This window comes from Pseudomonas phytophila (assembly GCF_025643095.1).
In the GTDB taxonomy this organism is placed as follows: domain Bacteria; phylum Pseudomonadota; class Gammaproteobacteria; order Pseudomonadales; family Pseudomonadaceae; genus Aquipseudomonas; species Aquipseudomonas quasicaspiana.
Genome location: NZ_CP081201.1, coordinates 1,749,537 through 1,775,511, shown reverse-complemented (window position 1 = coordinate 1,775,511; position 25,975 = coordinate 1,749,537). Strand labels below are relative to the sequence as shown.

Annotated in this window: 24 protein-coding genes; 5 read left to right on the top strand and 19 right to left on the bottom strand. The window is 57.1% G+C overall.

Annotated features, from left to right (window positions below; all coding sequences use genetic code 11):
- Position 1: 1 nt before the first annotated feature.
- The 6 genes from K3169_RS07900 to ppc all read right to left on the bottom strand — a co-directional run bounded on the left by K3169_RS07900 (position 2) and on the right by ppc (position 6,767).
- Positions 2 to 835 (bottom strand): oxaloacetate decarboxylase, encoded by an 834-nt coding sequence (locus K3169_RS07900; RefSeq protein WP_122396160.1) that lies wholly within the window; start codon positions 833 to 835, stop codon positions 2 to 4.
- 51 nt (positions 836 to 886) lie between these two features.
- Positions 887 to 1,756 (bottom strand): DUF72 domain-containing protein, encoded by an 870-nt coding sequence (locus tag K3169_RS07895; protein ID WP_263270886.1) that lies wholly within the window; start codon positions 1,754 to 1,756, stop codon positions 887 to 889.
- Positions 1,753 to 2,064 carry a hypothetical protein gene (locus K3169_RS07890; protein WP_027902465.1) on the bottom strand — a complete coding sequence of 104 codons (312 nt, stop codon included), beginning with the start codon at positions 2,062 to 2,064 and terminating at the stop codon, positions 1,753 to 1,755. Before K3169_RS07890 ends, K3169_RS07895 begins: the two co-directional genes overlap by 4 nt.
- 377 nt (positions 2,065 to 2,441) lie before the next feature.
- Positions 2,442 to 3,116, bottom strand: coding sequence for a tRNA (adenosine(37)-N6)-threonylcarbamoyltransferase complex dimerization subunit type 1 TsaB (gene tsaB, locus K3169_RS07885; protein ID WP_263270884.1), 675 nt, complete (start codon positions 3,114 to 3,116; stop codon positions 2,442 to 2,444).
- Positions 3,117 to 3,206: 90 nt separating this feature from the next.
- On the bottom strand, positions 3,207 to 3,854 hold the full coding sequence (gene adk, locus K3169_RS07880) for an adenylate kinase (RefSeq protein WP_231677734.1): 648 nt from the start codon (positions 3,852 to 3,854) through the stop codon (positions 3,207 to 3,209).
- Between the two features lie 276 nt (positions 3,855 to 4,130).
- Positions 4,131 to 6,767 (bottom strand): phosphoenolpyruvate carboxylase, encoded by a 2,637-nt coding sequence (gene ppc, locus K3169_RS07875; protein WP_263270882.1) that lies wholly within the window; start codon positions 6,765 to 6,767, stop codon positions 4,131 to 4,133.
- Positions 6,768 to 7,014: 247 nt separating this feature from the next.
- On the opposite strand from ppc, the gene K3169_RS07870 reads away from it, so the two are divergent.
- From K3169_RS07870 to K3169_RS07860, 3 genes are all read left to right on the top strand, one after another.
- Positions 7,015 to 7,353, top strand: coding sequence for a pilin assembly protein (locus tag K3169_RS07870; RefSeq protein WP_231677736.1), 339 nt, complete (start codon positions 7,015 to 7,017; stop codon positions 7,351 to 7,353).
- A gap of 258 nt (positions 7,354 to 7,611) precedes the next feature.
- Positions 7,612 to 8,040, top strand: a complete 429-nt coding sequence (locus tag K3169_RS07865) for a DUF4398 domain-containing protein (RefSeq protein WP_027902470.1) — start codon at positions 7,612 to 7,614, stop codon at positions 8,038 to 8,040.
- Between the two features lie 60 nt (positions 8,041 to 8,100).
- On the top strand, positions 8,101 to 8,883 hold the full coding sequence (locus K3169_RS07860) for an OmpA family protein (protein ID WP_027902471.1): 783 nt from the start codon (positions 8,101 to 8,103) through the stop codon (positions 8,881 to 8,883).
- Between the two features lie 200 nt (positions 8,884 to 9,083).
- Here the strand turns inward: K3169_RS07860 and K3169_RS07855 are convergent, their stop codons facing one another.
- From K3169_RS07855 to prfB, 7 genes are all read right to left on the bottom strand, one after another.
- The gene (locus tag K3169_RS07855; RefSeq protein ID WP_263270879.1) at positions 9,084 to 9,413 is read right to left on the bottom strand and encodes a hypothetical protein; all 330 of its coding nucleotides are present in this window, start codon (positions 9,411 to 9,413) and stop codon (positions 9,084 to 9,086) included.
- Complete coding sequence (locus K3169_RS07850; RefSeq protein WP_263272244.1) at positions 9,410 to 10,264, bottom strand: alpha/beta hydrolase; 855 nt, start codon at positions 10,262 to 10,264, stop codon at positions 9,410 to 9,412. The genes K3169_RS07855 and K3169_RS07850 overlap by 4 nt, the downstream gene beginning before the upstream one ends.
- 192 nt (positions 10,265 to 10,456) lie before the next feature.
- Positions 10,457 to 11,734 (bottom strand): flavohemoglobin expression-modulating QEGLA motif protein, encoded by a 1,278-nt coding sequence (locus tag K3169_RS07845; RefSeq protein WP_027897880.1) that lies wholly within the window; start codon positions 11,732 to 11,734, stop codon positions 10,457 to 10,459.
- A 14-nt stretch (positions 11,735 to 11,748) separates the two neighbouring features.
- On the bottom strand, positions 11,749 to 12,336 hold the full coding sequence (locus K3169_RS07840) for a hypothetical protein (protein ID WP_263270877.1): 588 nt from the start codon (positions 12,334 to 12,336) through the stop codon (positions 11,749 to 11,751).
- A 25-nt stretch (positions 12,337 to 12,361) separates the two neighbouring features.
- Positions 12,362 to 13,093: a TetR/AcrR family transcriptional regulator gene (locus K3169_RS07835; protein ID WP_263270876.1), complete on the bottom strand. Its 732-nt coding sequence runs from the start codon at positions 13,091 to 13,093 to the stop codon at positions 12,362 to 12,364.
- A gap of 253 nt (positions 13,094 to 13,346) precedes the next feature.
- Positions 13,347 to 14,849, bottom strand: a complete 1,503-nt coding sequence (gene lysS, locus K3169_RS07830; protein WP_122396167.1) for a lysine--tRNA ligase — start codon at positions 14,847 to 14,849, stop codon at positions 13,347 to 13,349.
- A 73-nt stretch (positions 14,850 to 14,922) separates the two neighbouring features.
- A protein-coding gene (prfB, locus tag K3169_RS07825) for a peptide chain release factor 2 (RefSeq protein ID WP_099267665.1) occupies positions 14,923 to 16,018 on the bottom strand; the annotation gives its coding sequence in 2 pieces (ribosomal slippage) (positions 14,923 to 15,945 and positions 15,947 to 16,018; 1,095 coding nt in all).
- 409 nt (positions 16,019 to 16,427) lie between these two features.
- Here prfB and K3169_RS07820 point away from each other — a divergent pair.
- On the top strand, positions 16,428 to 16,772 hold the full coding sequence (locus tag K3169_RS07820; protein WP_231676142.1) for a hypothetical protein: 345 nt from the start codon (positions 16,428 to 16,430) through the stop codon (positions 16,770 to 16,772).
- Between the two features lie 217 nt (positions 16,773 to 16,989).
- On the top strand, positions 16,990 to 18,558 hold the full coding sequence (locus tag K3169_RS07815; protein WP_263270873.1) for a hypothetical protein: 1,569 nt from the start codon (positions 16,990 to 16,992) through the stop codon (positions 18,556 to 18,558).
- Positions 18,559 to 19,002: 444 nt separating this feature from the next.
- On the opposite strand, the gene K3169_RS07810 is transcribed toward K3169_RS07815, so the two are convergent.
- From K3169_RS07810 to K3169_RS07785, 6 genes are read right to left on the bottom strand one after another with little or no spacing between them, the layout of a single operon-like run.
- Entirely contained in the window at positions 19,003 to 20,007 is a 1,005-nt protein-coding gene (locus K3169_RS07810) for a PleD family two-component system response regulator (RefSeq protein ID WP_027902622.1), read from the bottom strand.
- 45 nt (positions 20,008 to 20,052) lie between these two features.
- A complete protein-coding gene (locus K3169_RS07805; protein WP_027902621.1) occupies positions 20,053 to 21,063 on the bottom strand; it encodes a chemotaxis response regulator protein-glutamate methylesterase in 1,011 nt (336 codons plus the stop codon).
- Positions 21,060 to 23,453 (bottom strand): hybrid sensor histidine kinase/response regulator, encoded by a 2,394-nt coding sequence (locus tag K3169_RS07800; RefSeq protein WP_263270872.1) that lies wholly within the window; start codon positions 23,451 to 23,453, stop codon positions 21,060 to 21,062. Before K3169_RS07800 ends, K3169_RS07805 begins: the two co-directional genes overlap by 4 nt.
- Positions 23,450 to 24,139, bottom strand: a complete 690-nt coding sequence (locus K3169_RS07795) for a chemotaxis protein CheW (protein WP_263270870.1) — start codon at positions 24,137 to 24,139, stop codon at positions 23,450 to 23,452. Before K3169_RS07795 ends, K3169_RS07800 begins: the two co-directional genes overlap by 4 nt.
- Positions 24,136 to 25,437, bottom strand: a complete 1,302-nt coding sequence (locus K3169_RS07790) for a CheR family methyltransferase (protein ID WP_263270869.1) — start codon at positions 25,435 to 25,437, stop codon at positions 24,136 to 24,138. Before K3169_RS07790 ends, K3169_RS07795 begins: the two co-directional genes overlap by 4 nt.
- Positions 25,434 to 25,973, bottom strand: a complete 540-nt coding sequence (locus K3169_RS07785; protein ID WP_231676160.1) for a chemotaxis protein CheW — start codon at positions 25,971 to 25,973, stop codon at positions 25,434 to 25,436. The genes K3169_RS07790 and K3169_RS07785 overlap by 4 nt, the downstream gene beginning before the upstream one ends.
- Positions 25,974 to 25,975: the final 2 nt, after the last annotated feature.

Genomic DNA, 25,975 nt, shown 5'->3' with positions numbered 1-25,975 from the left:
CTCAGTCCTTGAACAAAGCATTGAGTTGAGCAAACGGCAGCGCTTGCTCAGCGTAGGTAAACGTCCCCTGGGTACGGATTTCTTCTGCAGCGCGGTACAAGCCGCCGAACGCCGCGCGCACAAGGGATGAGCCGACGCTGATACGCTTGACGCCGCACTCGCTGAGTTCAGCGACGGTCAGCGTGACACCGCCCAACCCCATCAACACGTTGACTGGCTTGGGCGCAACGGCACGGACCACGGCAATAACTTCTTCGCGAGTGCGCAGGCCGGGCGCGTACAGCACGTCAGCTCCAGCATCGGCGTATGCCTTCAGCCTGTTCAAGGTGTCCGCAAAATCCATCCGGTCGTTAAGCAGGTTTTCCGCTCGAGCAGTCAGCATGAACGGGAACGGCAAGCTGCGTGCAGCCAGTGCCGCCGCGCTAACCCGCGCTACGGACAATTCGAAATCATAAATAGGCTGATCGGTCTTGCCAGTGGCGTCTTCGATAGAAGCACCAACGATGCCGGTCCGCGCCGCTGCCAGCAGGTTGGCTGCACAGTCTTCAGGGCTATCGGCGAAACAGTTTTCAAGATCGGCGGCGACCGGCAAGTCTGTTGAAGTAACGATTGCCCGGATGTTTTCCAACGATTCGGCGAAGCTCAGCGCACCTTCGGCATCCGCCCGACCCAAGGTAAAAGCCAGACCCGCGCTGGTGGTGGCCAACGCTTCGAAGCCCATGGAGGCCAACAGTTTGGCCGACCCTGCGTCCCACGGATTGGGGATCACAAAAGCATGATCACGCTCGTGCAGTGCCTTGAAAGTTTGTGCGCGAAGAAGCTGTTGCGAATCCATTGCTGACTCCTGTGATCGTTAATACGGCTATTGAAGCCATAGTTATCGACCTCAGAGCAAGCCCAGTTGCTGCACCGGTGGTGCGCGATCCAGTTCAACCAACGGCGGTAAACCTGGCAAGCGTTCCATCAACTGACTGTGGAAACGTCGGGCCAGAAGCGGCGCTTCGAGGTTGTCCGGGGTGTGCAGGAACACATAAGGCGTACGCCCTTCTTCAATCCAGGCTGCGACTTTAGCCACCCACTGGACCAGAAACGGGTCATTGGCCTCCAGCACGGGATGACCAATGAAGCGCACCTGCGGAAATTGAGTCAGCGCTGCCGGACGGGCTGGAACCTTGGGTTTCTTCGACTGTGCATGCAGTACCGCCGGATCGCTGGACACACAGCTGAACAACGCGCGTGAATCGAGACAGATGCGCTCAACGCCACGTTCCAGCAAAAGGCGATTGAGCATGCGCTCTTCATCACCCTTTTCGAAAAACGCCATATTGCGCACCTCGACGGCCAACGGGCAGTTCAGCTCGTCAATAAACGTGACGAGTTCGGCAAGCCGCTGCGGCGTGAAGCTGGCAGGCAACTGAAGCCAGAAAGGTGCAACGCGTTCGCCCAAAGGTGCCAGCAACTGGATGAATGTTTCCGCGGCCTGCAATTGCAGGCGCAAATCACCGCCATGGCTGATGTCGCCGGGAAATTTGGCCGTAAAGCGAAAATCATCGGGCAGCACTTCAGCCCAGCGCTGCACAGTGGAGGGCGCAGGCCGCGCGTAAAAAGTGGTGTTGCCTTCAACGGCGTTGAAGACCTGTGAGTACAGGCCTAGAAATTCGTTAGTACGAGCGTTTTCGGGATAAAGTGATTCGCGCCAGGCGTTTTCACTCCATGACGGACATCCCAGAAAGTAAGGCAGGCGAGAATCATTCAAACGTGGAGATCAAGCCCTGAAACTTCCAGATCCCAGTCAACGAAGCTGGCGGTGGTCAGGTAACTGGCCAGCGCAGTGGCAACGCGAGTGCTCATGGAACGCGGGAAGATGATGTCTTGCGGACGTGCAGGAACGTTGGCAGTCGAATTGGCCTGTGCATTACCACCTGAGCGAGCGCTTTGCGCTGGCTGCTGGGCAACTTCGGCGTCGTTTTCGACTTCTTCGAAGGTGCCATCAACGATCGCAGGCTGATTACGCGGCTTGCGTTTGATGGGGTATGAACGTTGTGAAGGGCCGTCTATGCGCATTAGTGCGTACTCTGCATCTTATAGTGGCAATCTAACTTCACGGGCAGAGTGTTGCAATTACCCGAACGATAACTAGACCACACAATTTGAAAAAGTTTCGCAACAAGCGGGAAGTTGAGGATTTTAGGCGATGAAAGGTCGTGTTTTGACTAACCACAAAGGGTTCCCAGGATGGCACAGACCCTGCGTAGGGCTGCAAACACAGATTCCTGCGGGAGATTCTATGTTGGCCTGCAAACGCAAATCCGTGGGAGCGAATTCATTCGCGAAGGGGCCTGTGCGTTCGATTTATCTCTGCCGTCAGGAATGCCGCCTTCCCGAATGAATTCGGTCCCACCGGATCGCGTAGAACCTGCAAGAGCGAGTACCTACAGAAATCATCGGGCTTTGGGCGTGGCCACTTTATCCCGCAGATAAACCGGCTGGGCATCGTCTGCAACGATGGCCTCACCGCGCTGCCAGGCGAAGGTCGCCAGGGTCAGTAAATCCTGAGCATGGGGTAGCATACCGGCGTCGTGGCCTATGACGCTGACCGGCAGACGCTCGGCGTACTCCCAGCCTGTACCCGAACCAAACCATTCACCACTCGCATCAACAGGCAAAGCAACCTGCTCTGGCGGGAGTACGGCTTCGGCGCCAAGCAGACGCATCTCTCCTGCGAACTCGCGAAAGCAACCCCAGTAAACCTCATCCATGCGCGCGTCGATGGCCGAAGCAACCTGATGAGCACCGTGCTCGCGCATTGCTCGCTGGGCCAGCACTGCCAGATTGGAAACGGGGAGAACCGGACGCTCCAGACCAAAGGCCAACCCCTGCACAACGCCAATGGCGATCCGCACGCCCGTAAAGGCACCCGGACCACGGCCAAAAGCAATGGCATCCAGCGCTGACAGGCCAATACCCGCCTCTGCCATGATCGCTTTGATCATGGGCAGCAAACGCTGGGCGTGCAGGCGCGGGATCACCTCGTAGTGGCTCAGCACCTTGCCGTCGTGCAGCAAAGCGACCGAGCAGGCTTCAGTGGCGGTGTCCAGGGCCAGCAAGGTGGTCATCAGGGTTATCCATCGAGATCAAAAAAGGGGCGCATTATAAACGACAAAACGGCCCGCAAGCGGACCGTTTGTTGACTCAAGCCAGTGCTGTCAGCTCAGAGCTTCAAGCACTTTTCTGGTGATGTCTTCAACCGAACCGACGCCTGCGATGTGGCTGCACTTAGGCTTGCCATTTTTCGCTTCGAGTTTGCTGTAGAACTCAACCAGCGGCTTGGTCTGGTCGTGATACACGGCCAGGCGATGGCGAACGGTTTCTTCGACGTCATCCTTGCGCTGCAACAGTGGCTCGCCGGTCACATCATCAATACCTTCAACCTTGGGCGGATTGAAAATGGTGTGATAGATACGGCCAGAGCCTTCGTGTACACGGCGACCGGACATGCGCTTGACGATTTCCTCGTCATCTACAGCGATCTCCAGCACGTGGTCGATTTCCAGACCCGCCGCCAGAAGCGCTTCCGCCTGTGGAATGGTGCGGGGAAAACCGTCAAACAGCACGCCGCCGGCGCAATCAGGCTCGGACAGACGATCCTTGATCAAACCGATGATCAGGTCATCGGAAACCAGACCGCCGTTGTCCATGACGCTCTTGGCTTTAAGGCCCAGTTCAGTGCCAGCCTTGACGGCAGCGCGCAGCATATCGCCTGTGGAAATTTGCGGGATGCCGAATTTTTCGGTGATGAATTTTGCCTGAGTACCTTTACCGGCCCCGGGAGCTCCCAGCAGAATCACGCGCATCGATGTGCTCCTCAAATTTTTTATATGTAAACGTCGGATTCGCCACTACTGGACCAATCTCAAATGTGGTTCGAGCCGAAGAATGGCCAAAGGCTGATCAAGATACACAGCCGACACAAGTGGCACAAGCCGCCAAAAGTCGCAGTATCCACTACCCGGTCAGAGGTAGCAGAGTGCGAAATTGGTTCAGGTGGCTTGAGCCAGTCAAAAGCGCGCAAGTCATTGATGCCAATGGCGCACTGGCAATTGACGGCGCGCCATTAACGGAAGCGCTGACTAACCGGTGTTACGCAATCCGGCGGCAATACCCGCCACAGACACCAGCAGTGCCTGCTCCAGAGGACTGTCCAGACTTGCCTCACGGTTGCGTGAACGGGCAAGCAACTCTGCCTGAAGCAGATGCAGTGGATCCAGATACGTGTTGCGCAGGCTGATGAATTCAAGCGTCGCAGGGCTATGAGCCAGTAGTTGCGATTGCCCGGTCAGCCCCAGCACTACGGAGCATGCCTGCGACAATAGGTCGCGTAAATGCGTACCCAAATGTTGCAGTCTCGGCTCCACAAGACGCTGATCGTACAGTTGGGCAATATCGTGGTCGGCTTTGGCCAGCACCATCTCCAGCATGTCGATCCGGGTGCGGAAGAACGGCCAGTGTTCACGCATCTGCCCTAACAGTTCACCTTCGCCACGTTCGAGGGCCTTATTGAGCGCTGCCTCCCAGCCAAGCCAGGCGGGCAACATCAATCGCGTCTGAGTCCAGGCGAAAATCCACGGGATGGCCCGCAGGCTCTCTACGCCCCCTTCCCTGCGCTTGGCCGGACGGCTCCCCAAAGGCAATCGACCCAGTTCCTGCTCCGGTGTGGCCTGACGGAAGTATTCGACGAACTCCGGATGCTCACGCACCACCGCGCGATAAGCGCTGACGCCATCGGCCGCCAGGTTATCCATCATCTCTCGCCATGCAGGCTCGGGCGGCGGTGGCGGTTGCAAGGTGGCTTCCAGCACGGCGGCCAGATATAGATTGAGGTTCTGCTCGGCGATGTCTGGCAGGCCGAACTTGAAGCGGATCATTTCACCCTGTTCGGTGGTACGGAAACGCCCTGCGACCGAACCCGGTGGCTGCGACAGAATCGCCGCGTGAGCAGGACCACCACCACGCCCAACAGTGCCCCCGCGACCATGAAACAGCAGCAGTTCGACTTGCTGGGCGCGGCAGATATCAACGAGTTTTTCCTGCGCACGATACTGCGCCCAGGCCGAGGCAGTGGTGCCCGCATCCTTGGCGGAATCGGAATAGCCAATCATGACTTCCTGCGGGCCGTGCAGGCGTGAACGGTAGCCCGGCAGGTTCAACAACTGTTCCATGGCTGGTCCGGCGTTATCCAGGTCCGCGAGGGTTTCGAACAGCGGCACGACGCGCATAGGGCGCTGCAAGCCCGCCTCTTTGAGCAGCAACTGCACCGCCAACACGTCCGAAGCAGCACCGGCCATGGAAATCACATAGGAACCCAACGAGGCGGCAGGCGCAGCAGCCACCTCGCGACAGGTTGCCAGCACCTCGGCGGTGTCAGCGGCCGGTTTGAAGTGCGCAGGCAGCAACGGACGTCGGCTGTTCAATTCCCGCAACAGGAAATCAACGCGTGCCTGCTCGTCCCACTCCTCATAGCGGCCAAGACCAAGGTAGTCGGTAATTTCGGTCATGGCCGACTTATGCCGGGTGGAGTCCTGACGGACATCCAGACGCACCAGAAACAGACCGAACGTTACTGCACGACGCAGACAGTCCAGCAGCGGACCATCCGCGATCACGCCCATGCCGCACTCATGCAGCGACTGAAAGCAGAGCATCAGCGGCTCAAGTAGCTCGCGATTATCATGCAGCACGTTATCTGGCGCGGGCTGTGTGACGGCCAGCGAAGCCTGAGCCCAGTTGCGGGTCGCCCGTAGCCGCTCGCGCAGTTGCTTCAGGACAGCACGATAGGGTTCAGCGCTGTCGCCTGCACTGGCACGTAACGCATCACTGGCTTGCTGCATCGACAATTCGGCTGCCAGTTGATCGACGTCACGCACATATAGATCCGCCGCCATCCAGCGGGCCAGCAACAGCACCTCTCTCGTAACCGCCGCCGTGACGTTGGGATTACCGTCACGGTCGCCGCCCATCCATGAGGCAAAACGAATCGGCGCAGACTCCAGTGGCAGATGAAAACCGGTGGCTGCATGCAACGCGTGATCGGCCTTGCGCAGGTAATTGGGTACTGCATGCCATAACGAATGCTCGATAACGGCGAAACCCCATTTCGCCTCATCCACCGGGGTCGGTCGGGTGCGGCGAATCTCTTCAGTGTGCCAGGCTTCGGCAATCAGACGCTGCAGGCGCTCGGTGATCTGCTCACGTTCGGCGCTGCTCAGATCACGATGATCGAGGGCCGCAAGTTGTGCGGCGATGGCGTCGTACTTCTGAATCAGGGTGCGGCGTGCCACTTCGGTGGGGTGCGCAGTGAGGACCAGTTCGATTTCCAGCTTGCTCAACTGCCGAGCCAAGGTCTCGGGTTTATGTCCTGCACTTTTGAGGCGGTCGAGCAGCTCAGGCAGCACTCGAGATTCAAACGGTTGCGGCTGTGAATCGTCACGCCGCCGAATCAGTTGATATTGCTCGGCGATGTTGGCCAGGTTGAGAAACTGATTGAAGGCCCGCGCAACCGGCAGTAATTCATCTTCGGCCAGGCCATCAACACTGGAAGTAAGCTGCTCGGCGCCCTCAGCCGAACCGCGCCGACCGGCCTTGGCTCCTTTGCGAATACGTTCGATCTTGTCGAGAAACTCACTCCCGCGCTGATCGCGAATGGTATTGCCCAACAGCTCACCCAGCAGGTGCACATCCTCGCGTAAACGCGCGTCGATATCAGCCATCGTTCCTCTCCCCCTGATTTTTGTGTGGGCGCCACCCGCCTCAAAGCGTTAGCGACTGAACAGGCGTGCAGAATTCTGATCTATCCCTTTTCTACCATCAGTGCAGCAAAATCAACAGCCACGCCAACACCCGGTGAATAAACCTTTTGAAATAACCCGGCTAATCTCATCGGTGAACCATGGCTGAGCACTCAATGAATCAGCACTCAAGCAGACCTGCCATCGGTGGGCAAACAAAGAGGTCCCTATGAAAATCCGTGAACTCGCCAACCATTGGGAAGAGAACGCCAAAGGACGGCTGACCCAGACTGAATATGCGATCCACCTGGACATGGAGTCCGCTGCGCGCTTGAGCGCGCTGACAGAGATGTACCCCAAACATCATCCTGAAGAGTTACTGGGCGAGCTGATCGGTGCAGCCCTGGAAGAACTCGAAGCGAGCTTCCCTTACGTCAAAGGCCAGCATGTCGTGACCACTGATGAAGAAGGTGACCCGGTCTACGAAGACGTAGGCCCTACCCCACGTTTTCTGGCGCTTTCGCGGCGGTATCTGCATGAGTTGTCCGAAAAAAAGGACTCTGAGTAACAACCCGCTTACGCGTCGCGCGGGCCTCAAGACGGCCTGGCAATGACGTGCGAGGATCGTTCTTTCACATGATTTGTTCCCTGGCCTCACTAACTGTTGACGTCAAAAAAAACCTGAACTATTCAAAAAGCTCATGTGTCCGAGCCCATAGCCATTACAGAAAAGCCTACGGATAGCCAACGGCGCAGCCATACGCTACCTCGCACGCTTCAGGCCAACGACTGTCATGGAACACTCAAGATTTTCAGGAGTTAAATAATGGAGTCGATCACGATGAACACGCTTACTGCCAACACCAAATTCAAAGGCCTGCGCGGTCTGAAACTGACTGCTCTGGCACTGGGTGCCAGCTTCGTACTCGCTGGTTGTGCAGGTAATCCTCCGACCGAGCAGTACGCTGTGAGCCAATCGGCCGTCAACAGCGCCGTCAGCGCCGGTGGTACCGAGTTCTCCGCAGTGGAAATGAAATCGGCGCAAGACAAACTCAAGCAAGCCGAGCTCGCCATGCAAGAACAGAAATACGACGAAGCACGCCGCCTGGCTGAACAAGCTGAATGGGACGCTCGCGTAGCCGAACGTAAATCCCAGGCTGCCAAGGCAGAGCGAGCTGTGCAGGATGCCCGTCAAGGCGTCAACGAACTACGTGAAGAAGGTCTGCGTCAGGTGCAACCGGCACCGGCCCAGTAACCAACGTTGCAGCCAACGTTTTTCATGCATTTCGAATTCGATTGAAAGGACGAAACTATTATGCGCAAACAAGTGATGATCCCTGCCCTGCTGGCCATGAGTGTTGCACTGGCCGCTTGCTCGACGCCGCCTAACCAGAATCTGGAACAGGCTCGCACCAACTTCTCCGCTCTGCAGACCAACCCGCAGGCTACCAAAGTAGCGGCGCTGGAAACCAAAGACGCCAGCGACTGGCTGGACAAGGCTGACGCAGCCTATCGCAACAGCGAAGACGAGAAGAAAGTCGACCAACTGGCTTATCTGACCAACCAGCGTGTTGAAGTTGCGAAGCAGACTATTGCCCTGCGCACCGCTGAAGAGGAACTGAAAGGTGCCTCCGCTCAGCGCGCTCAAGCCCGTCTGGATGCCCGTGACGCTCAGATCAAGGCACTGCAAAGCAGCCTGAACGCCAAGCAAACCGAGCGCGGTACGCTGGTGACTTTCGGCGACGTGCTGTTTGACCTGAACAAGGCGGAGCTGAAATCCAGCGGTCTGGTTAACGTCAACCAACTGGCGACCTACCTGCGTGATAACCCGGATCGCAAAGTGATCGTGGAAGGTTATACCGACAGTTCGGGTTCCGATTCCTACAACCTGTCTCTGTCCGAGCGTCGCGCCAACTCTGTGCGCATGGCACTGGTGAAAATGGGCGTTGATCCAGCCCGCGTAGTTTCCCAGGGTTATGGCAAGGAATACCCGGTTGCCGACAACACCAGCGCTTCGGGCCGTGCCCAGAACCGCCGTGTGGAAGTGACCGTTTCCAACGACAACCAGCCGGTAGCGCCGCGTTCGTCGATGAAGTAAATCGCTGACGCTGCAATCCAGAAGCCCGGCCTGTGAAAACAGGCCGGGCTTTTTTGTTGTAGTTTACTTAATACGGATCTGAGTGAGTTCTCCTGTGGGAGCTGGGCTTGCCCGCGATAAGGCTGAATGCGGTTCACTTTAGAACGCATTCAGCCTTATCGCGGGCAAGCCCAGCTCCCACAGGGGATCGCATTTCACAATCAAGGCTGAAGTTGCTGTGGCGTCTCCTGGCCTGCACAGCGCACTGCCTGCTTCCTGTTATTGATCAGAACTCCTGACAGTCCCTTCTGCGCTGTATCAAACAACACCAGCACGCCATCAATGCATTGCGCGACTTCGGCGGCAGGTGTGGCGGCGATTTTATAGTCTTCGCCCGGCACGGTTTTGAGCATCGTGAACTCGTTGAGCAACAGCGCATCCTCAGGTTTGGCGAAATGCAGATAGCCGTAATACCAAAGCGTGCCGACAGTGACGAAGATCGTGCAAATACCCGTGATGATCAGGGGAATGGCATTGCGCTCTTCACTCATTTGCGGTTCTCAGGTGTTTCTTTTTCAGAGGGATCCGGGTAATTCGGCACTTCACCGAGACGACGCAGACCATTGAAGTGCTGCGGATCCTCCAGATAGCGGATCATCACCTGACGCCAGGTGGGGTCAGAGAATGTCTGCACATGACCGCCACGGGTCAGTTGCAGCACCCGTGGCAGGGGCGCGGCCTGATAGAGGCTGATGCCGTTGTCGAGCGGCACGAGGGTGTCGTCCATGCTCTGGAATATCAGCATCGGCGTCCCCTTCAATTTCGGCAGGCCATTGATGGCGCTGTCGGCGTCGGGTATCAACCAGGAAAGCGGTGTTTTGAACGGCCAGGTCAGCCATGAAGTACTCAGCGTATAACGAGCGACTTTACGGTAACTGGCGGGCGCTCCATCGAGAATCAGCGCCTTGAGCCGCGAACGTTGCTGCGGATGCTCCGACAGGTAATGAACTCCCAAGGCCCCGCCGATGCTTTGACCGAGCACGACCAGCGGCTTGCCCTGCACTTCAGGGGCTCTGTTCAGCCAGTCGAATGCTGCATCCACGTCCTGATAAATCGCAGGCAGGCTGGGCGCCCCCTGGGATAAACCATAGCCGCGATAGTCAAGGATCAGAACCTGATAACCCTGCTCCGGCAACCACCAACTACCGCCCAGGTGCCAGGCCAGATTGCCGCCATTGCCATGCAAGTGCAGCACCGTGCCTTTGACTTCAACGCCTTCTTTGGCAGGCAACCACCAGGCATGAAGTTGCGTGCCGTCGGCAGCGGTCAGGGTCACGTCGCGGTATTGCAGGTGGGCTTTTTCAGGGGTAAACGGCAGGCCCGGTTCCGGGTAGAACAGCATCGAGCTGCAGCCGCTCAGGGACAAGAGCAGCGTGAGGGTGATGAGGAATTTCAAGCGGGATTCCTTTTGTTTTTTGATGCGGCTCGGATCAATAAAATACATTTTCTGTAGGAGCTGCCGAAGGCTGCGATCGGATTCTAATGACACACCGCCTTCGCAGCCTTCGGCAGCTCCTACAAGAGATCTGAGGCGCTACAAAATATTCGAATAGTCCGCCTCGATCCGGTCCAGGCTCAGGTGGTTCAGGAAGTTCGAGAAGCACATCCACGCCGACAGCGCATTCATGTCCCGGAACTGCTCGGGCAGGTATTTGGGCGGCACGACCAGGCCTTCATCCACCAACTGACGCAATGTACGCATGTCCTCAAGGGTGGTTTTGCCACAGAACAGCAGTGGCACTTGTTCCAGCTTGCCCTTGCGCACGGCGAGCTGAATATAGTTGTAAACCATGATGAAACCCTTGAGATAGGACAGGTCCTTTGTGAACGGCAGGCCATTGGGCACCGAGCCGCGGAAAACCCGGCTGGCATTACCGTAGCTTTCAGACATGCCAAAACCTTGCTCACGATAGAACTCGAACACCTGAAGGAAATCTGCGCCCTCCTCTGCCATGTGGATGGCGCGAGTCCGGTTGGTCAGCTTGCGCAAACGACTTGGGTAGGAGGCAAAGGCGATAACCTCCATGAGGATCGCCAGGCCTTCCTGCGTCACCGTCGAGGACGGCGGTCCTTTTGACAGGAAGGTACAGATCGGCTGATTCTGGCCATTCAGCGTGGTGCCCACATGCACCAGACCCTCATGAACTTCCAGCGCGCGGACATCGCGCTCGTTGAACATCGCGTCGGAGCGAATCTTGATGTAGTCGGCGCCTGCCGCGGCATCGGCGACGATGCCGTCGGATTCGAAGACGCGAATGGTCTCTTCGGCCTCACCAAAAACCTTGTTCAGACGACTTTGCAACAAAGACACCGCGTCTTTGGCCGTCAGGATTTTCGGTTCATCCTTGAGGTCACCGCGACCGGCGATGTTATTGAGGTAGTCAGAAAGCATCAAACCCAGATCAGCCAGGGTTGGATCACCGGCATGAAAAGCGTCAGACGCCGCGCCGTACAACTCCTGGGAGATCAACCCGAAATCCGCAGTGCCTCGGGCCTCCAGCATGCGGACTACCATGCGGTACTCCTTGCACATGCGGCGCATGATCTGGCCCACAGGGTTGAACTGGCCCAACTGACGGGTGATGTCGCGCTCGATATTCTGGAACTCGAGCTTCAGTTCAGAAGAGTCAAAACCCAGAGGCCGATTTTCGTAGTAGGCGCGATCCACCGCAGGTAAGGCCTTGCCTTTGGCCGCAAGAAAATCCTTGCGCACCGTGTCGTCCCACTTCACCGCATCCAGAACCCGAATCGGCGTCTGGGCTGCGACGATCCGATCCGACAACGTTCGTATAGTCTGCTGGTACTCGTCCACCCCGTGCTCCTTGGTTATTGCGCCTTGGTCGGCCCTTGGTTGGTCGGGCGTGTGCCCTGCTCGGGCAGCCGCTGGTAACGCGCTACCTCGAGAAAAACATCAGAATTGGCCGGATCGTTCAGGTAACCAAACACTTGATCCAGAGGGCTGGTGATCAACAATCCGTCGTCTTTCCCGATTGGCATTTTTTCGCCACTGAGCACTTTTTGCTCAACCCATTGGTTGAAGCGATCCATGTCCAGGTTGTAGACCACCAACTCGCCGGTTTGCGCCAGTTCAAAGCCAGCCATTACGAAATGGCCGCCATATTTTTCCGGCAGACCGGCGCTCAGGTACCAGCGACTGCCATGCCGGGACACGGTAAAAGCGTATGTATCGCGGCCCTTGCGATCCCCCTTACGGTAGCTGACCGCCTTGTACTCGTTGCTGCTGATCCGGCTGATTTCCAGCTCAAGCGGCTCGCCCCAGGCATTCTTGCTGGTCCAGTTGCCCAGCAGTTGCGTTGGCGCTGCTTCGCGCGCCGGAATCGAATCCTTGAACGTCACCAGGCAGCCACTCAACAGCAGGAACGACAAGGCGACAAGCAGACGCCAGGCTTTCATTGGCTACTCCCGAGAAGGGGGCTTGTCACTCGTCGAGCGGCTTTGTCGTGCCTAATACCAGATGCATCTGACGGGTGAGAATACCGAGGTTTTCTTTGTCCGCGTCGGGCTGCGGGCCATGTAGCAGACCTTGATACTCCATCCGACACATGACCCCCGTCAACACTTGAGCGTCCTGAAGCGGCTGAACCGAACCCATGACCTGCAAAAGGCGGTAGGCACCTTGCAGCAGAATATCCCGATGCGCATCCACCAGTCGGGCCAGACGCGGGTTAATCAACGCCTCACAGTGGAAGGCATGTTCTGCAATCAAATAATCGCGGCGGGTCGACAGTTGCCGACGAATATATTCCATGGCCATGATCGCGATTTCATCAGCCAGACGCGCACGACCAGCAGTCGTGCCGTCAGTACGCCCCACCATTTCGCGCAAGGTGACTTCGGTACTTTCCCAGAGCTTGGCCATGTACGCGGCGCTGCGTTCGACGTACTGAGAAAAAGCGTCGGTGAGCAGATCATCGATGTCCTTGAAGTAGTACGTGGTGGCCGACAGCGGTACACCCGCTTCCGCAGCCACTGCGCGGTGACGCACCGCACGCACGCCGTCACGGACCACGATGCGCATGGCGGCATCGAGAATTTCCTGCCTGCGCTGTTCACTGCCCTGTCGACTCGCCTTGCGACCTTGATACTCGACACTTTGCACCACGGCGCTGGCAGCACCAGCGGCTCCATTTTGAGCAATCGAACGGGTCACGACGGTTCTTTCCTTTTGCTTGAAAACGATCTGTCCGGGATTGCAACGGCAAGAGCCTGTTTGTCGACGCGGCGGTGGTCATGTAAGCGCCTCGCGAACAAGTTCGCTCCTGCCAGCCCGGAGCAATCACACCAGGCCAAGATGCCAGTTGCGCTGAAAATGTAAACCAACATGTCTGAACTGAAGCTTTCAGAGGCCAAATCGTCACGCAAAAAAAAGCCGCCCATCACAGGCGGCTCGTTTTTCACGTCACTTACGCTTGTGGGCGCATGTGCGGGAAGAGGATCACGTCCCGGATCGACGGGGCATTGGTTAGCAGCATGACCAGACGGTCGATGCCGATGCCTTCACCGGCAGTCGGCGGCATGCCGTACTCCAGCGCACGCACGAAGTCAGCGTCGTAGTGCATGGCTTCGTCATCGCCCGCGTCCTTGTCGGCAACCTGAGCCTGGAAGCGCTCGGCCTGATCTTCCGCGTCGTTCAACTCGGAGTAAGCGTTGGCGATTTCACGGCCGCCGATGAACAGTTCAAAACGGTCGGTGACGTTCGGGTTGTCATCGTTGCGGCGTGCCAGTGGCGACACTTCGAACGGGTACTGAGTGATGAAGTGCGGCTGCTCCAGCTTGTGCTCGACCAGCTCTTCGAAAATCATCACCTGCAGCTTGCCCAGACCTTCGAAGCCCAGCACTTTGGCGCCAGCTTTCTTGGCGATGGCACGAGCCTTGTCGATGTCTTGCAGGTCAGCAGCGGTCAGATCCGGGTTGTACTTGAGGATCGAGTCGAACACCGACAGACGCACGAACGGTTCGCCGAAGTGGAATACCTTGTCGCCGTAAGGCACATCAGTAGTCCCCAGAACCAGTTGAGCCAGCTCGCGGAACAGCTCCTCGGTGAGGTCCATATTGTCTTCGTAGTCCGCATACGCCTGATAGAACTCAAGCATGGTGAACTCAGGATTGTGACGGGTCGAGACGCCTTCGTTACGGAAGTTGCGGTTGATCTCGAACACTTTCTCGAAGCCGCCAACCACCAGACGTTTCAGGTACAGCTCAGGCGCGATACGCAGGAACATTTCCATGTCCAGCGCATTGTGGTGAGTTTCAAACGGCTTGGCTGCTGCGCCGCCAGGGATGGTCTGCAGCATTGGCGTTTCGACTTCCAGGAAGTCACGCTTCATCAGGAAGCTGCGGATGTGAGCGATGACTTGAGAACGCACACGGAAGGTATCACGCACTTCTTCGTTGACGATGAGGTCAACGTAGCGCTGACGATAGCGCTGCTCGGTATCGGTCAGACCGTGGTGCTTGTCCGGCAGCGGGCGCAGGGATTTGGTCAGCAGACGCACGCTGGTCATTTCAACGTACAGGTCGCCTTTGCCCGAACGCGCCAGAGTGCCTTCAGCAGCAATGATGTCGCCCAGGTCCCAGGTTTTCACTGCGGCCAGGGTTTCTTCCGACAAAGTCTTGCGGTTGACGTAGACCTGGATGCGACCGGTCATGTCCTGAATCACCATGAACGAGCCACGGTTGAGCATAATGCGACCGGCAACCTTGACCGGGATCGCCGCTTCAGCCAGCTCTTCCTTGGTCTTGTCCACGTACTTTTTCTGCAGGTCATTGCAGTAGCTGTCGCGGCGGAAGTCATTAGGAAAAGCCTGACCCTTGGCGCGCTCGGCAGCAAGCTTTTCCTTGCGCAGGGCGATCAGGGTGTTTTCTTCCTGTTGCAGGGCTTGCGGGTCGAGTTGTTGGTCGCTCATGTCTTTAAATATTCCATCACAGGTTCGTTGCCCCCGCGTTTGCACGGGGGTCTTGAAGATCAAGGCTGACGGGTTACAGCCCTTGTTTCAGGCTCGCAATCAGGTACTCGTCGAGATCGCCGTCCAGCACCTTGTCGCAGTCACTGCGTTCGATGTTGGTCCGCAGATCCTTGATCCGCGAGGCGTCCAGCACGTATGAACGGATCTGGTGACCCCAGCCGATATCGGACTTGGTGTCTTCCAGTGCCTGGGAAGCGGCGTTGCGTTTCTGCACTTCCTGCTCATACAAGCGCGCCCGCAACATTTTCATAGCGGTGTCTTTGTTCGCGTGCTGGGAACGTTCGTTCTGACAGCTCACCACGGTGTTGGTCGGTACGTGAGTAATCCGCACGGCCGAGTCAGTGGTGTTTACGTGCTGACCACCGGCACCGGACGAACGATAGGTATCGATACGCAGGTCCGACGGATTGATGTCGATTTCGATGTTGTCGTCGATTTCCGGAGAAACGAAGACCGCCGAGAACGAGGTGTGACGACGATTACCGGAGTCGAACGGGCTCTTGCGCACCAGACGGTGCACGCCGATTTCGGTACGCAGCCAGCCAAAGGCGTATTCGCCCTTGATGTGCACGGTAGCGCCCTTGATACCGGCGACTTCACCGGCGGACAGTTCCATGATCGTAGCGTCGAAACCGCGCTTGTCAGCCCAGCGCAGGTACATGCGCAGCAGGATGTTGGCCCAGTCCTGTGCTTCGGTACCGCCGGAGCCGGCCTGGATATCCAGGTAGGCGTTGTTGGGGTCCATCTCGCCGCTGAACATGCGACGGAATTCAAGCTTCTCAAGCGACGCACGCAGGCGCTCGACTTCGGCAGCCACGTCATCGACGGCAGCCTGGTCTTCTTCTTCGGCGGACATCAGCAGCAGGTCTTTGGCATCGGCCAGACCGGAGGACATTTCGTCCAGGGTGTCTACAATCTGCGCCAACAGCGAACGCTCGCGGCCTAGTTCCTGGGCGTAGCTTGGGTTGTTCCAGACATTTGGATCTTCGAGCTCGCGGTTAACTTCGGTCAGACGATCATGTTTGTGATCGTAGTCAAAGATACCCCCGAATGGTTTCGGAGCGCTCGGACAGGTCCTTGATGCTGTTTAGGATCGGGTTGATTTCCATGGTGGGCAGCACTCGCAGGCGAAATTTTCAAAGCCGGTGAGTATACCCGAGTGAGGGCGATGAAGGCAGCCCGTTGGGCAGTGATGAGCAGCATTCACGCAAGCCCGCTGCAGGACTGGGCATCCTCTTCGAAATATCGGTTCATCGCGGCATCCTGCTATCAATGCTCCACGAGAAAAAGGCTGAGGTCGGCTTGAACAGTGGGAAGCAGAGCAGATCAACATGGATAACTAATCACGGGTACTTTCAACCACCGATAATAGTTACCTCTCAACGACACATATAAAATTTAGCGATTAATACCATAGCGACATGGTCTTTCACTTATCCATCCTTCTGCCAGACTTTCATGACGGTTGGATCCCCTCCTTCCCAGAACTCTCTTTATAAGAAAATCAGGAAGACCACAATGACCTCTCAAACGAATGCACGTTCATCCATCTTGCCGTCGCCCGTTGTGCTGGAGGCGCAAAACGGTACGATTCAATTAAGCACTCTTGGCGATAGTGCGACGGTGAGTGTCACTTACCCAAGCATGGCTGTTGGCCAATCAGTCGGTGCACGCTGGAGTGGCAAGGTGATGTATCACACCCCTATCCAGACAGTAATAGACATTAAAACACTGCAATTCCTCATTCCAAAGGGCAATATCGAAGCCGATTTGAACGCCAGTGGCACGGTGACTTACTCGGTCGGTTCAGGTAACGATCCCATCAACATCTCCGCACCGCTTTCGGTCAAAGTCATTGCTTAGCAAGCCACTATCCGATAACTCAAAAGCTTAAAAAAGCGGTGCATCCTGCATCGCTTCCCTGGTACACGGCCAGATATCTAGTCACACCTACAGAACGGTAAAACTTACCGATAAGCAGCGTAACGTTCCGACCATTCAACGCGCATTGCCCTATAGATAACGAGTTGGACGCCCTCTTGTATCTACGGCAAAAACCAGGCAAAAGCGAGACGTCATCATGCGTTTGACATCACAATGCACTGTCCTTGCCATAACGTTGTCCTGCGCGTTGAGCGCATGTAGTTTAGCTACCGGTTTGCAGAACCGCCTGGGCAGTTCAACATCAAACGTAGAGGCGTCGGTTATCCAGAGCAGTACAACACGCGCATTGGTATTGCCTGACCCCACGGTAACTGAAGCCCCCAACAAGACAATCGATCTGAACACACTGGGTGCGAATGCCACTGTAAACGTCACGTATCCGGCTGTTGCTACAGGTCATACTGTTTCGGTGTGGTGGACGGGTAAAAACACCTATAAATCACCCGTGCAGACAGTGGGCGCAGCGGGACCGCTGACGTTTACTGTGCCTAAGGCCAACATAGCTGCCGATACAGGCAGCAGCGGCGTATTGACTTACAGCGTGGGCGTCGATAACAGCCCTATCGAAGTATCCAATCGTCTATCGATCAATGTAATAGGGAACGCAGTTCCCGCCACTTTTCCGAAACCGGTTGCGCCACAAGCACAAGCAGGGAAGCTGAACCTTTCAACACTGGGCGCCAACGTGACAGTCAATGTCACCTACCCCACTATTACCAGTGGGCACAACGTAGGACTGAGATGGACAGGTAAATCTCAATACAATGCAACCGTTCAACTCGTGGGTACGGCTCGGCCGGTGGTGTTCACCGTACCCACATCTGCAGTGGCCGGTGACGTGGGTGGCAATGGGGTGTTTACCTACAGCGTGGGGATTGGCCTGGAACCGCTTAAAATATCTGAAGCTTTATCCCTTGAGATTATCAACTCCGCTTCATCAGGTGACGCCATAGCAGCGGCCATAAACGCTCGGTATTTGGATACGAGGGCAGCCTGTCCGAATAACCTGCCGGCTTATTACTGTAACGGAGTTATTATTCGCGCGACGGAGAATGGAGCCTACGACCCCTGGAATCCAAGCGCGTTATCAACCCAGCTAGGCGGTATCTCATTTTCCTATATGAGAGCCGATGCTCATGTTCAAAACCTCTACCACAATAGCGGTTTTACATTCCTGTCACAGAGCGAAGCGACTGCACAAGGCAAGCCGGTAGAATATTTGTGCGTGTATGCCTACGATGCCGGGACTCTGGTGGGCGCTCGGGGCAATCGGGGGTGTGGCCTCAAACCGAGAAACTTTCAACTCGCCGATATCAGTACTTGCGCCGGGGTAGGCGTTCAAACCGTGGACCAATGGTACGCTTATACACGAACTATCCTCAACCGGGATTACCAGTGCTCTTTAAGCACTGCGTCTCCCGAACAATTTATGGTCAGCCTGAAAGTTAGAGAAAACCGTCCTCCCAATATGGAAGCGCTGTGGAACGAGGTGATGGTAAAAGTCTGGGCACAAAACATTCCGACTCAATTACCACTGGAGTCATTCTTCTATAAAAATGCGCCCGGTCTAGCAGAGGCAAAAATCTATCAAAGCAAGTACAAAACCAGAACAGGGCTCTGGCTGCCGATCATAAGACTTAATCTAAGCCAACTAAATGGTAATCCTTTTAGCTACACCGCGGGAGACCAGGCTGTTCAGCCATGAATTACATAACGCTGAGAGGGCTCGAGAATCTGTGCATCTACGCCAATGATGCGGGAACGTTGGTAGGCGTACGCCCGGGCAAGGGGTGCGACCTCAAGAAAGAGCGGAATTTAGCAGGCGACTTGGGCACCTGCTCCGGGGTCGGCGTACGAACCCTGGCGCAGAGGGAACGAGATCATGATCGCAACGTGGGCTCGGAATATAGGCCATAGTCTGCCTATAGAGTCGTTTTTCTATAAAGTCGGCATCCTTAGCGCATTGGCGCATTGGCGAAGGCGAAGGCGAAGGCGTATCAGGCTAAATATAAAAACCAAAACAGGGATCTGGATCCCTGTAGTGAGACTCAATCTGAATAGTTTGGCGGGCAACCCTTTCAGGTACAACATGGCGGATCAGGCTTTGCAACCCTGAAGCCAACAGCGTAGGCCGGACCTCAATCTGGCCCTACGCCACCGAAACCTGATTACGCCCATTATGCTTGGCCGCATAAAGCCCTTTGTCCGCTTCCTGAATCAACTGGCGGCTGTTGGTGCCAGGCTGCGGGACGATGGTCGATACGCCAATGCTGACCGTCAACGAAGCGCCAGGTGTCGGCGCGATGTGCGGGATGTTCATGCCCGCGACGGTCATGCGCAGCTTCTCGGCCAGCAGACGTGCACCACCCGGTGACGTATTGGGCAGCACCAGCGCGAACTCTTCGCCGCCATAACGCGCAGGCAGGTCCGATGGGCGAGCCGAACTGGCGCGAATGGCCTTGGCCACTTGACGCAGCGCTTCGTCGCCTTCCAGATGGCCGAAGTTGTCGTTGTACGCCTTGAAGAAATCGACATCAATCATCATCAACGACAACTGGGTCTGATCACGGCTCGCACGACGCCACTCCAACTCCAGGTACTCGTCGAAATGACGACGGTTGGACAGGCCCGTCAAACCATCAGAGTTCATCAGGCGCTGCAGCACGAGGTTGGTGTCGAGCAACTGCTGCTGACTCACGCGCAAGGCACGGTACGCTTCGTCACGCTGCAACAGGGTCATGTAGGAGCGTGAGTGATAGCGAATCCGCGCCACCAGCTCGATCGTGTCCGGCAGTTTGACCAGATAATCGTTGGCACCGGCAGAAAACGCCGCGCTCTTGATCATCGGGTCTTCCTTGGTCGAAAGCACGATGATCGGAATGTCTTTGGTCAGCGGATTATTGCGGTACTCGCGCACCAGCGTCAGGCCGTCCAGGCCTGGCATGACCAGATCCTGAAGGATAACCGTGGGCTTGATCTGGATCGCCTGCGCAATGGCCTGATGCGGATCAGCGCAGAAGTGAAAGTCGATACGCTCCTCGTTGGCCAGACTACGCCTGACCGCTTCGCCGATCATCGCCTGATCATCGACCAGCAGCACCATGGCCGAGTTTTCGTCATCTGGCTGGAGGGAGTCCAGCAGCAAGTCATTCATTCCCGAACTCCTGTCCAGCGCCTGATAGTGATTTCGCCTGAATACTCATTGGGCGAACACCTCTTTCAAACGCATCGAAATAGTCTCCAGCGGTCTGATCTCGACCGCCGCATCAATGGCAGCTGCCGCTTTGGGCATGCCGTACACCGCACAGGACTGTTGATCCTGAGCGATGGTCAAATAACCTTGCTGGCGCATGAGCTTGAGGCCTTGAGCCCCGTCGCGTCCCATGCCCGTCAGCAAAACACCTACTGCTTCTCCGGTCCAGTAACGCGCCACGCTTTCAAAAAAAACGTCAATGGATGGCCGATAAATTTCATTGACCGGTTCTGCCGTATAGGCCAGCGTGCCGTTCTTCAATAAACGGATATGGTGATTGGTGCCCGCCAGCAGCACCGTTCCAGGCCGAGGCGGTTCGCCTTCCTGAGCCAGCCGAACCGGCAACCCCGAGGAGCTGCTGAGCCATTCAGCCATGCCAGCGGCAAAAACCTGATCCACGTGCTGCACCAACACGATGGCCGCCGGGAAATTGACCGGCAAGCCTTTCAGCAATATCTCCAGCGCTGCGGGCCCGCCTGCCGACGAACCGATAGCCACCAATTGCTGACGCTGACTACTGGAGCGCAACGGTGCCGAAACAATCGGTTCGGAGCGTTGCTCCGGGCGCATTAACCAGCCGATATTGAGGATCTTGCGCAACAGCGGTGCGGCGGCGTCCCTGGGGTTGCCTGCGCCGATGGCGGGCGTATCCACGACATCCAGCGCACCATGCCCCATCGCTTCGAACACACGATTCATATTTTGCTGGCGGTCGACGGTGACGATCACAATCGCGCAAGGCGTCGCCGCCATGATCTGCCGGGTGGCTTCGACGCCGTCCATGACCGGCATGATCAGGTCCATCAGAATGACGTCCGGAAGCAGCTCGGCGCATTTACGCACAGCCTCTGCCCCGTTGCCCGCTACCCACACCACTTCGTGCGAAGGCTCAAGGGCCACCGCCCGACGCAAGGCCTCGACTGCCATAGGCATGTCATTGACGATCGCGATCTTCATGCCTGAGCATCCCCAATCAATTCAGCAACGGCATCGAGTAACGCGTCGTCATGGAAACTGGCCTTGGCCAGATAGTAATCAGCCCCCGCATCCAGACCACGACGGCGATCTTCTTCGCGATCCTTGTAGGAAACGACCATCACTGGCAGGGACTGCAATCGAGTATCCCGACGTACCAGCGTGACCAGTTCGATACCGTCCATGCGGGGCATGTCGATATCGGTGATGAGCAAATCGAAATCTTCTGCGCGCAATGCATTCCAGCCATCCATACCGTCCACGGCAACGGCCACTTCGTAGCCGCGATTGACCAGTAACTTGCGCTGCAACTCACGTACCGTCAACGAATCGTCGACCACCAGCACACGTTTGCGCGATACAGCGTCAACCTGACGGTTGCGCCGGTCGATGCGTTCAAGACGTCCGGTGTTGAGCAACTTCTCTACCGAACGCAGCATATCCTCGACATCGATGATCAGCACTGCCGAGCCATCGTCGAGCAAGGCACCCGCGGAGATGTCCTGGACCTTGCCCAGCCGGGGATCCAAAGGCAATACCACGAGCGTGCGCTCGCCGATAAAACGCTCGACAGCAACGCCATAGACCGCATCCCGCTCACGGATCACCACGACTTTGAGCACACCTTCAGAGCTCTGGCTTGGTGGCCGGTGCAGTAACTGGCTAGCGGCGACCAGGCCGACGTGTCGCCCTTCATGCCAGAAATGCTGGCGCCCTTCGAGCTGGACAATATCGTCGCTGTGCACATCGCTCATGCGCTCAATGTGCGCCAACGGGAACGCATAGGCTTCGCCGCCGACCTCTACTACCAGGCTGCGCACTACCGACAGGGTTAACGGCACTTCCATCACAAACCGGGTGCCATGGTTTGCCTGCTGTTCAGCGAAGACCACGCCGCGCAGTTGGCGAACCATGTCATGGACAGCGTCAAGGCCGACGCCACGTCCGGAAATTTCGGTGACTTTGTCTTTCAAACTGAAACCGGGCAGAAACAGGAACGTCAGCAGTTCTTCTTCGCTCAATTGCGACGCCGTTTCAGCAGGCGATAATTGACGCTTGATGATATTGCTGCGCAACCGCTCAAGGTCCACACCGCCGCCGTCATCGCTGAGCTCGACCTGCAACTGGCCCGCTTGATGGGACGCTTTGAGACGAATCAGTCCTTCTGCCGGTTTACCCGCATCCAGCCGCGTTTCAGGTAGCTCGATGCCGTGGTCCACAGCGTTGCGCAGCAAATGGGTCAGCGGGGCCTCGAGCTTTTCCAGCACGTCACGATCGACCTGGGTTTTTTCGCCTTCGATTTCCAACCGGACCTGCTTGCCGAGCTCGCGTCCGAGATCACGCACCATGCGCGCCTGACCGGCCAGAACATCGGCAAACGGTCGCATCCGGCAAGCCAGTGCAGTGTCATAAAGCTCCTGCGCTCGCTGCCCCGCCACCCAGCCGAATTCGTCAAGTTCAGCAGTCTGGCTAACCAGCATCTGCTGCGCTTCGGCGAGTAGACGGCGCGCTTCGTCCAGAGCTTTTTGGGCATCCGGACCAAGACCAGCCTCGCCAAAACTGGCCTCAAGATCATCCAGCGCGCGACTGCTGCCGGTCTGGATACGCTTGAGCCGCTGCATATTGGCCAGATAAGGCTTGATGCGTTGCGTCTCGACCAGTGACTTGCTCGACAGATCCAGCAAGCTGTTCAGTCGCTCGGCCGTCACCCGCAACACGCGCTCGCCGCCCTCGGATGCCCGACGGTTACGCCGCATGGCAGGCGCAGCAGCAGGCTCAACCGGGCCTTCGTCGACAGACGACACCGGCTCTGGCACTGGCACAGTGGCAATACCGGGCACCGGATTTTCGTCAGGAAGCTTGAGTGCGAGCAACGGATCAAGACCGGAAGGCGTCGATTGCGTCAACCCCATCGCGGCCGCCAACAAGGCATCGTCAGCGGAGGGGGTTGATAACGTCGCACCGCGCAGCATACCGCTGCCCTGGCTCATCAGGGTATTCATGCGTTCTACGTAAGCGTCGATATCGGCCTGCGCGACGTTGCTCACGCCAGGCGTCGCAATACGCATCAACAGATCAGTCCCTTGCAGCAAGGCGTCGATATGTTCGGGCTGCAGATAAAGACGACCTTCCTGAGCGCTGACCAGACAATCTTCCATGACATGGGCAACGCTGACACCGAAATGGACACCGACGATACGTGCCGCGCCTTTGAGTGAGTGGGCGGCACGCATGCAGGCTTCCAGGTGATCGGCCTGGGTCGGGTCACGCTCAAGGGCAAGCAAACCACCGCTCAGTACTTGAGTCTGGGCTTCGGCCTCAAGGGTGAACAGCTCGAACAGCGAGGCATCGCGCATTTCATCTGGCGTCATGAAAGGCTCCGATTGATCGCCGACAACAGTTGTTCTTCATCGAGCAGACGCAGGCTGTAATCCTTCCATTGCAAGACACCTCGGGTAAAGCGCGCGTTGGCATGCGTTCCGGAAGTCGAAGCCGAGTCCAGCAGATCTTCTTCGATGGCATGGATACCGTGAATTTCATCCACCGGCACCACCACCGGACCGCCGTCAGCGGCCACGATCAGCATGCGCGGCATAATCCGGCTCGATTGCGCAGGCACAACCGTAGTATCGAGCCCCAACAATTCCACCAGTGAAAGGCAGGCAACCAGCGCACCACGCACATTGGCCACACCGAGCAGTGCCCGGGAACGCTGATGCGGCAGCGAATGAATGGTTTGTGATGGTGCAATCTCGACCATACAGCGAGTGGGGAACCCCAGCCACTCTTCGCCCAGACGGAAAACCAGAATCGAGCGCGTCTTGGTCTTGACCTTGAAATCGGCCCCTTGCACATGATCGTCATCGCCTCGGGTCAGCGCGTAGCGATCCAGCAAGCTGGTAGCCGCTGCGGCATAGACCGGGCAGTTACGGCAGTGGATATGCTCGACCAGCAGCGGGCACGACCGGTCACCATGAATGCCGATGCGATTCCAGCAGTCATCGATTGCCTGGGCATCCTCGTGGATGAAGCTCGAATAGCTGAAGATTCTGCTCATCGCGGGCTACCACCTTGCTTGTTCATACTGCGGGCCGCACGTTCATTCAGCCTGCGTGCCCCGGCGCTATCACCCTGGGCCGCCAGCAACGCTGCAAGTTGCGCCAATGCCTCCGGGTGTTGCGGCTGCAAATACAGCGCCTTGCGATAAAAGCCCTGAGCCTGGGCATTGCTGCCTTCGACCTCGCTGAGCAACCCCAACCAGTAAAACACCTGCGCCACAGGTTCATGGCTTTTCAGAAAGCGCTCACACGCAGCGCGTGCATCAGCGCTTTTGCCTTCGTTGGCAAGGCTGGCGATAGTGGCGAGCAATGTCGCAACGTCGTCTCTACCCGTTGCCGTAACGGGGCTCCCCGTTGCAACGGAAGGTGACCGTTGCGTAGGCGCAAGCGACACGGTGGTCGGTCGCGGCGGAGTACGCGAAACGCTTCGCGGGTTGAAACCCGGCGGGACAATTGCACTGCGCGGAGAGGGCTCAGCAGGCAGCGGTACGGGCTCTTGCGGAGCGCTGTAATGACTGAACGCAAAAGTCTGGGGAATACCAATCGAGCGCATGCCCATGCGCGTCAACAGGCTGCCTTCGGCAGGTCCGATAAACAGAATGCCGTCATCGCGGGTCAGGCGCTTGAGCACCTCAAACACATGTTTCTGCGTGGGCTGATCGAAATAGATCAGCAAATTACGACAGAACACGAAGTCATAGGCCGTCTGGTTTGTCAGTGCCGGATCGAGCAAATTGCCGGCACGGAAGCTGATCCGTTCACGCACCCGATCCTGTAACTCGAAACCGTCGTCGGAGGCGTTGAAATAACGATCACGATAAGAAATGTCATCGCCGCGAAACGAGTTTTTACCGTACACGCCGCGCTCTGCGCGCTGAATGGATATCGGGCTGATATCCATTGCATCGATGGTGAACTGCGCTGCCAGCGCACCCGCATCCAGCAAAGCCATGGCGATGGAATAAGGTTCTTCACCCGTGGAACACGGCAGGCTGAGGATACGGATCGGCCGTACGCCGTTCAGCTCGGCAATGCGTGCCTTGGCGAGGTTGCCTAATGAAACAAAGGATTCCGGATAGCGAAAAAACCAGGTTTCGGGAACGATTACAGCCTCGATCAACGCCTGTTGCTCTTCAGCCGATGACTGCAGAAGCTGCCAGTAACCGTCGCTGTCGATAGCCTTGGTGGCCAGATAACGCTGACGAATCGCACGCTCGACGATCGCCTCACCTATGGAAGCGACATCAAGGCCGATGCGGTCCTTGAGAAAACCGAAGAAGCGCGCCTCCTGGCTCATGGTGCCTCTCCAATCAATTCAGCTTCCGGGGGCTGCGCCGGATAGAGCAACTCACGCACCTGATCACTGAGCAAGTCCTGGACGTGGATCCACTGCACAAGCCCTGACGCGTCTTCGCGTACCGGCCCCAGATAGGACGCCTCAGGATTGTCCAGGCCGTAGTCCTTGAACTCGTCCGGCGCGCATCGCAGCATGTCGGTGGCCTGCTCGATAATCAGCCCCAGCAAGCGCTTGGGCTGTCCGGCATCAACCTGGTAATGCACCAACACCAATCGCGTACTGGTTCGCGACTTGGCGATCTGCCCGAACGCCAACGCTGCAAGATCAATCACGGGGATCATATCGCCGCGATGGGCCAACACACCTGCGACCCATCGTGGAGCCTGGGCAATGGCCTTGAGCGGTAGACGCGGCAGCACTTCGGCGACTTGCAGCGCCTCCAGTGCGTAGCGTTCATCGCCGATACGAAATAGCAGGAACAGCTTGTTTTTCGGCGCTACCGAGGAACTGCCGCGACTGACCGGTTGATCGCTCATGG

Coding starts and splice junctions, on each gene's coding strand:
- K3169_RS07900 (WP_122396160.1), bottom strand. CDS start 835: ATGGATTCGCAACAGCTTCTTCGCGCACAAACTTTCAAGGCACTGCAC.
- K3169_RS07890 (WP_027902465.1), bottom strand. CDS start 2,064: ATGCGCATAGACGGCCCTTCACAACGTTCATACCCCATCAAACGCAAG.
- tsaB (WP_263270884.1), bottom strand. CDS start 3,116: ATGACCACCTTGCTGGCCCTGGACACCGCCACTGAAGCCTGCTCGGTC.
- adk (WP_231677734.1), bottom strand. CDS start 3,854: ATGCGCGTGATTCTGCTGGGAGCTCCCGGGGCCGGTAAAGGTACTCAG.
- ppc (WP_263270882.1), bottom strand. CDS start 6,767: ATGGCTGATATCGACGCGCGTTTACGCGAGGATGTGCACCTGCTGGGT.
- K3169_RS07870 (WP_231677736.1), top strand. CDS start 7,015: ATGAAAATCCGTGAACTCGCCAACCATTGGGAAGAGAACGCCAAAGGA.
- K3169_RS07865 (WP_027902470.1), top strand. CDS start 7,612: ATGGAGTCGATCACGATGAACACGCTTACTGCCAACACCAAATTCAAA.
- K3169_RS07860 (WP_027902471.1), top strand. CDS start 8,101: ATGCGCAAACAAGTGATGATCCCTGCCCTGCTGGCCATGAGTGTTGCA.
- K3169_RS07855 (WP_263270879.1), bottom strand. CDS start 9,413: ATGAGTGAAGAGCGCAATGCCATTCCCCTGATCATCACGGGTATTTGC.
- K3169_RS07850 (WP_263272244.1), bottom strand. CDS start 10,264: ATGCTGTTCTACCCGGAACCGGGCCTGCCGTTTACCCCTGAAAAAGCC.
- K3169_RS07840 (WP_263270877.1), bottom strand. CDS start 12,336: ATGAAAGCCTGGCGTCTGCTTGTCGCCTTGTCGTTCCTGCTGTTGAGT.
- lysS (WP_122396167.1), bottom strand. CDS start 14,849: ATGAGCGACCAACAACTCGACCCGCAAGCCCTGCAACAGGAAGAAAAC.
- K3169_RS07820 (WP_231676142.1), top strand. CDS start 16,428: ATGACCTCTCAAACGAATGCACGTTCATCCATCTTGCCGTCGCCCGTT.
- K3169_RS07815 (WP_263270873.1), top strand. CDS start 16,990: ATGCGTTTGACATCACAATGCACTGTCCTTGCCATAACGTTGTCCTGC.
- K3169_RS07810 (WP_027902622.1), bottom strand. CDS start 20,007: ATGAATGACTTGCTGCTGGACTCCCTCCAGCCAGATGACGAAAACTCG.
- K3169_RS07805 (WP_027902621.1), bottom strand. CDS start 21,063: ATGAAGATCGCGATCGTCAATGACATGCCTATGGCAGTCGAGGCCTTG.
- K3169_RS07800 (WP_263270872.1), bottom strand. CDS start 23,453: ATGACGCCAGATGAAATGCGCGATGCCTCGCTGTTCGAGCTGTTCACC.
- K3169_RS07795 (WP_263270870.1), bottom strand. CDS start 24,139: ATGAGCAGAATCTTCAGCTATTCGAGCTTCATCCACGAGGATGCCCAG.
- K3169_RS07790 (WP_263270869.1), bottom strand. CDS start 25,437: ATGAGCCAGGAGGCGCGCTTCTTCGGTTTTCTCAAGGACCGCATCGGC.
- K3169_RS07785 (WP_231676160.1), bottom strand. CDS start 25,973: ATGAGCGATCAACCGGTCAGTCGCGGCAGTTCCTCGGTAGCGCCGAAA.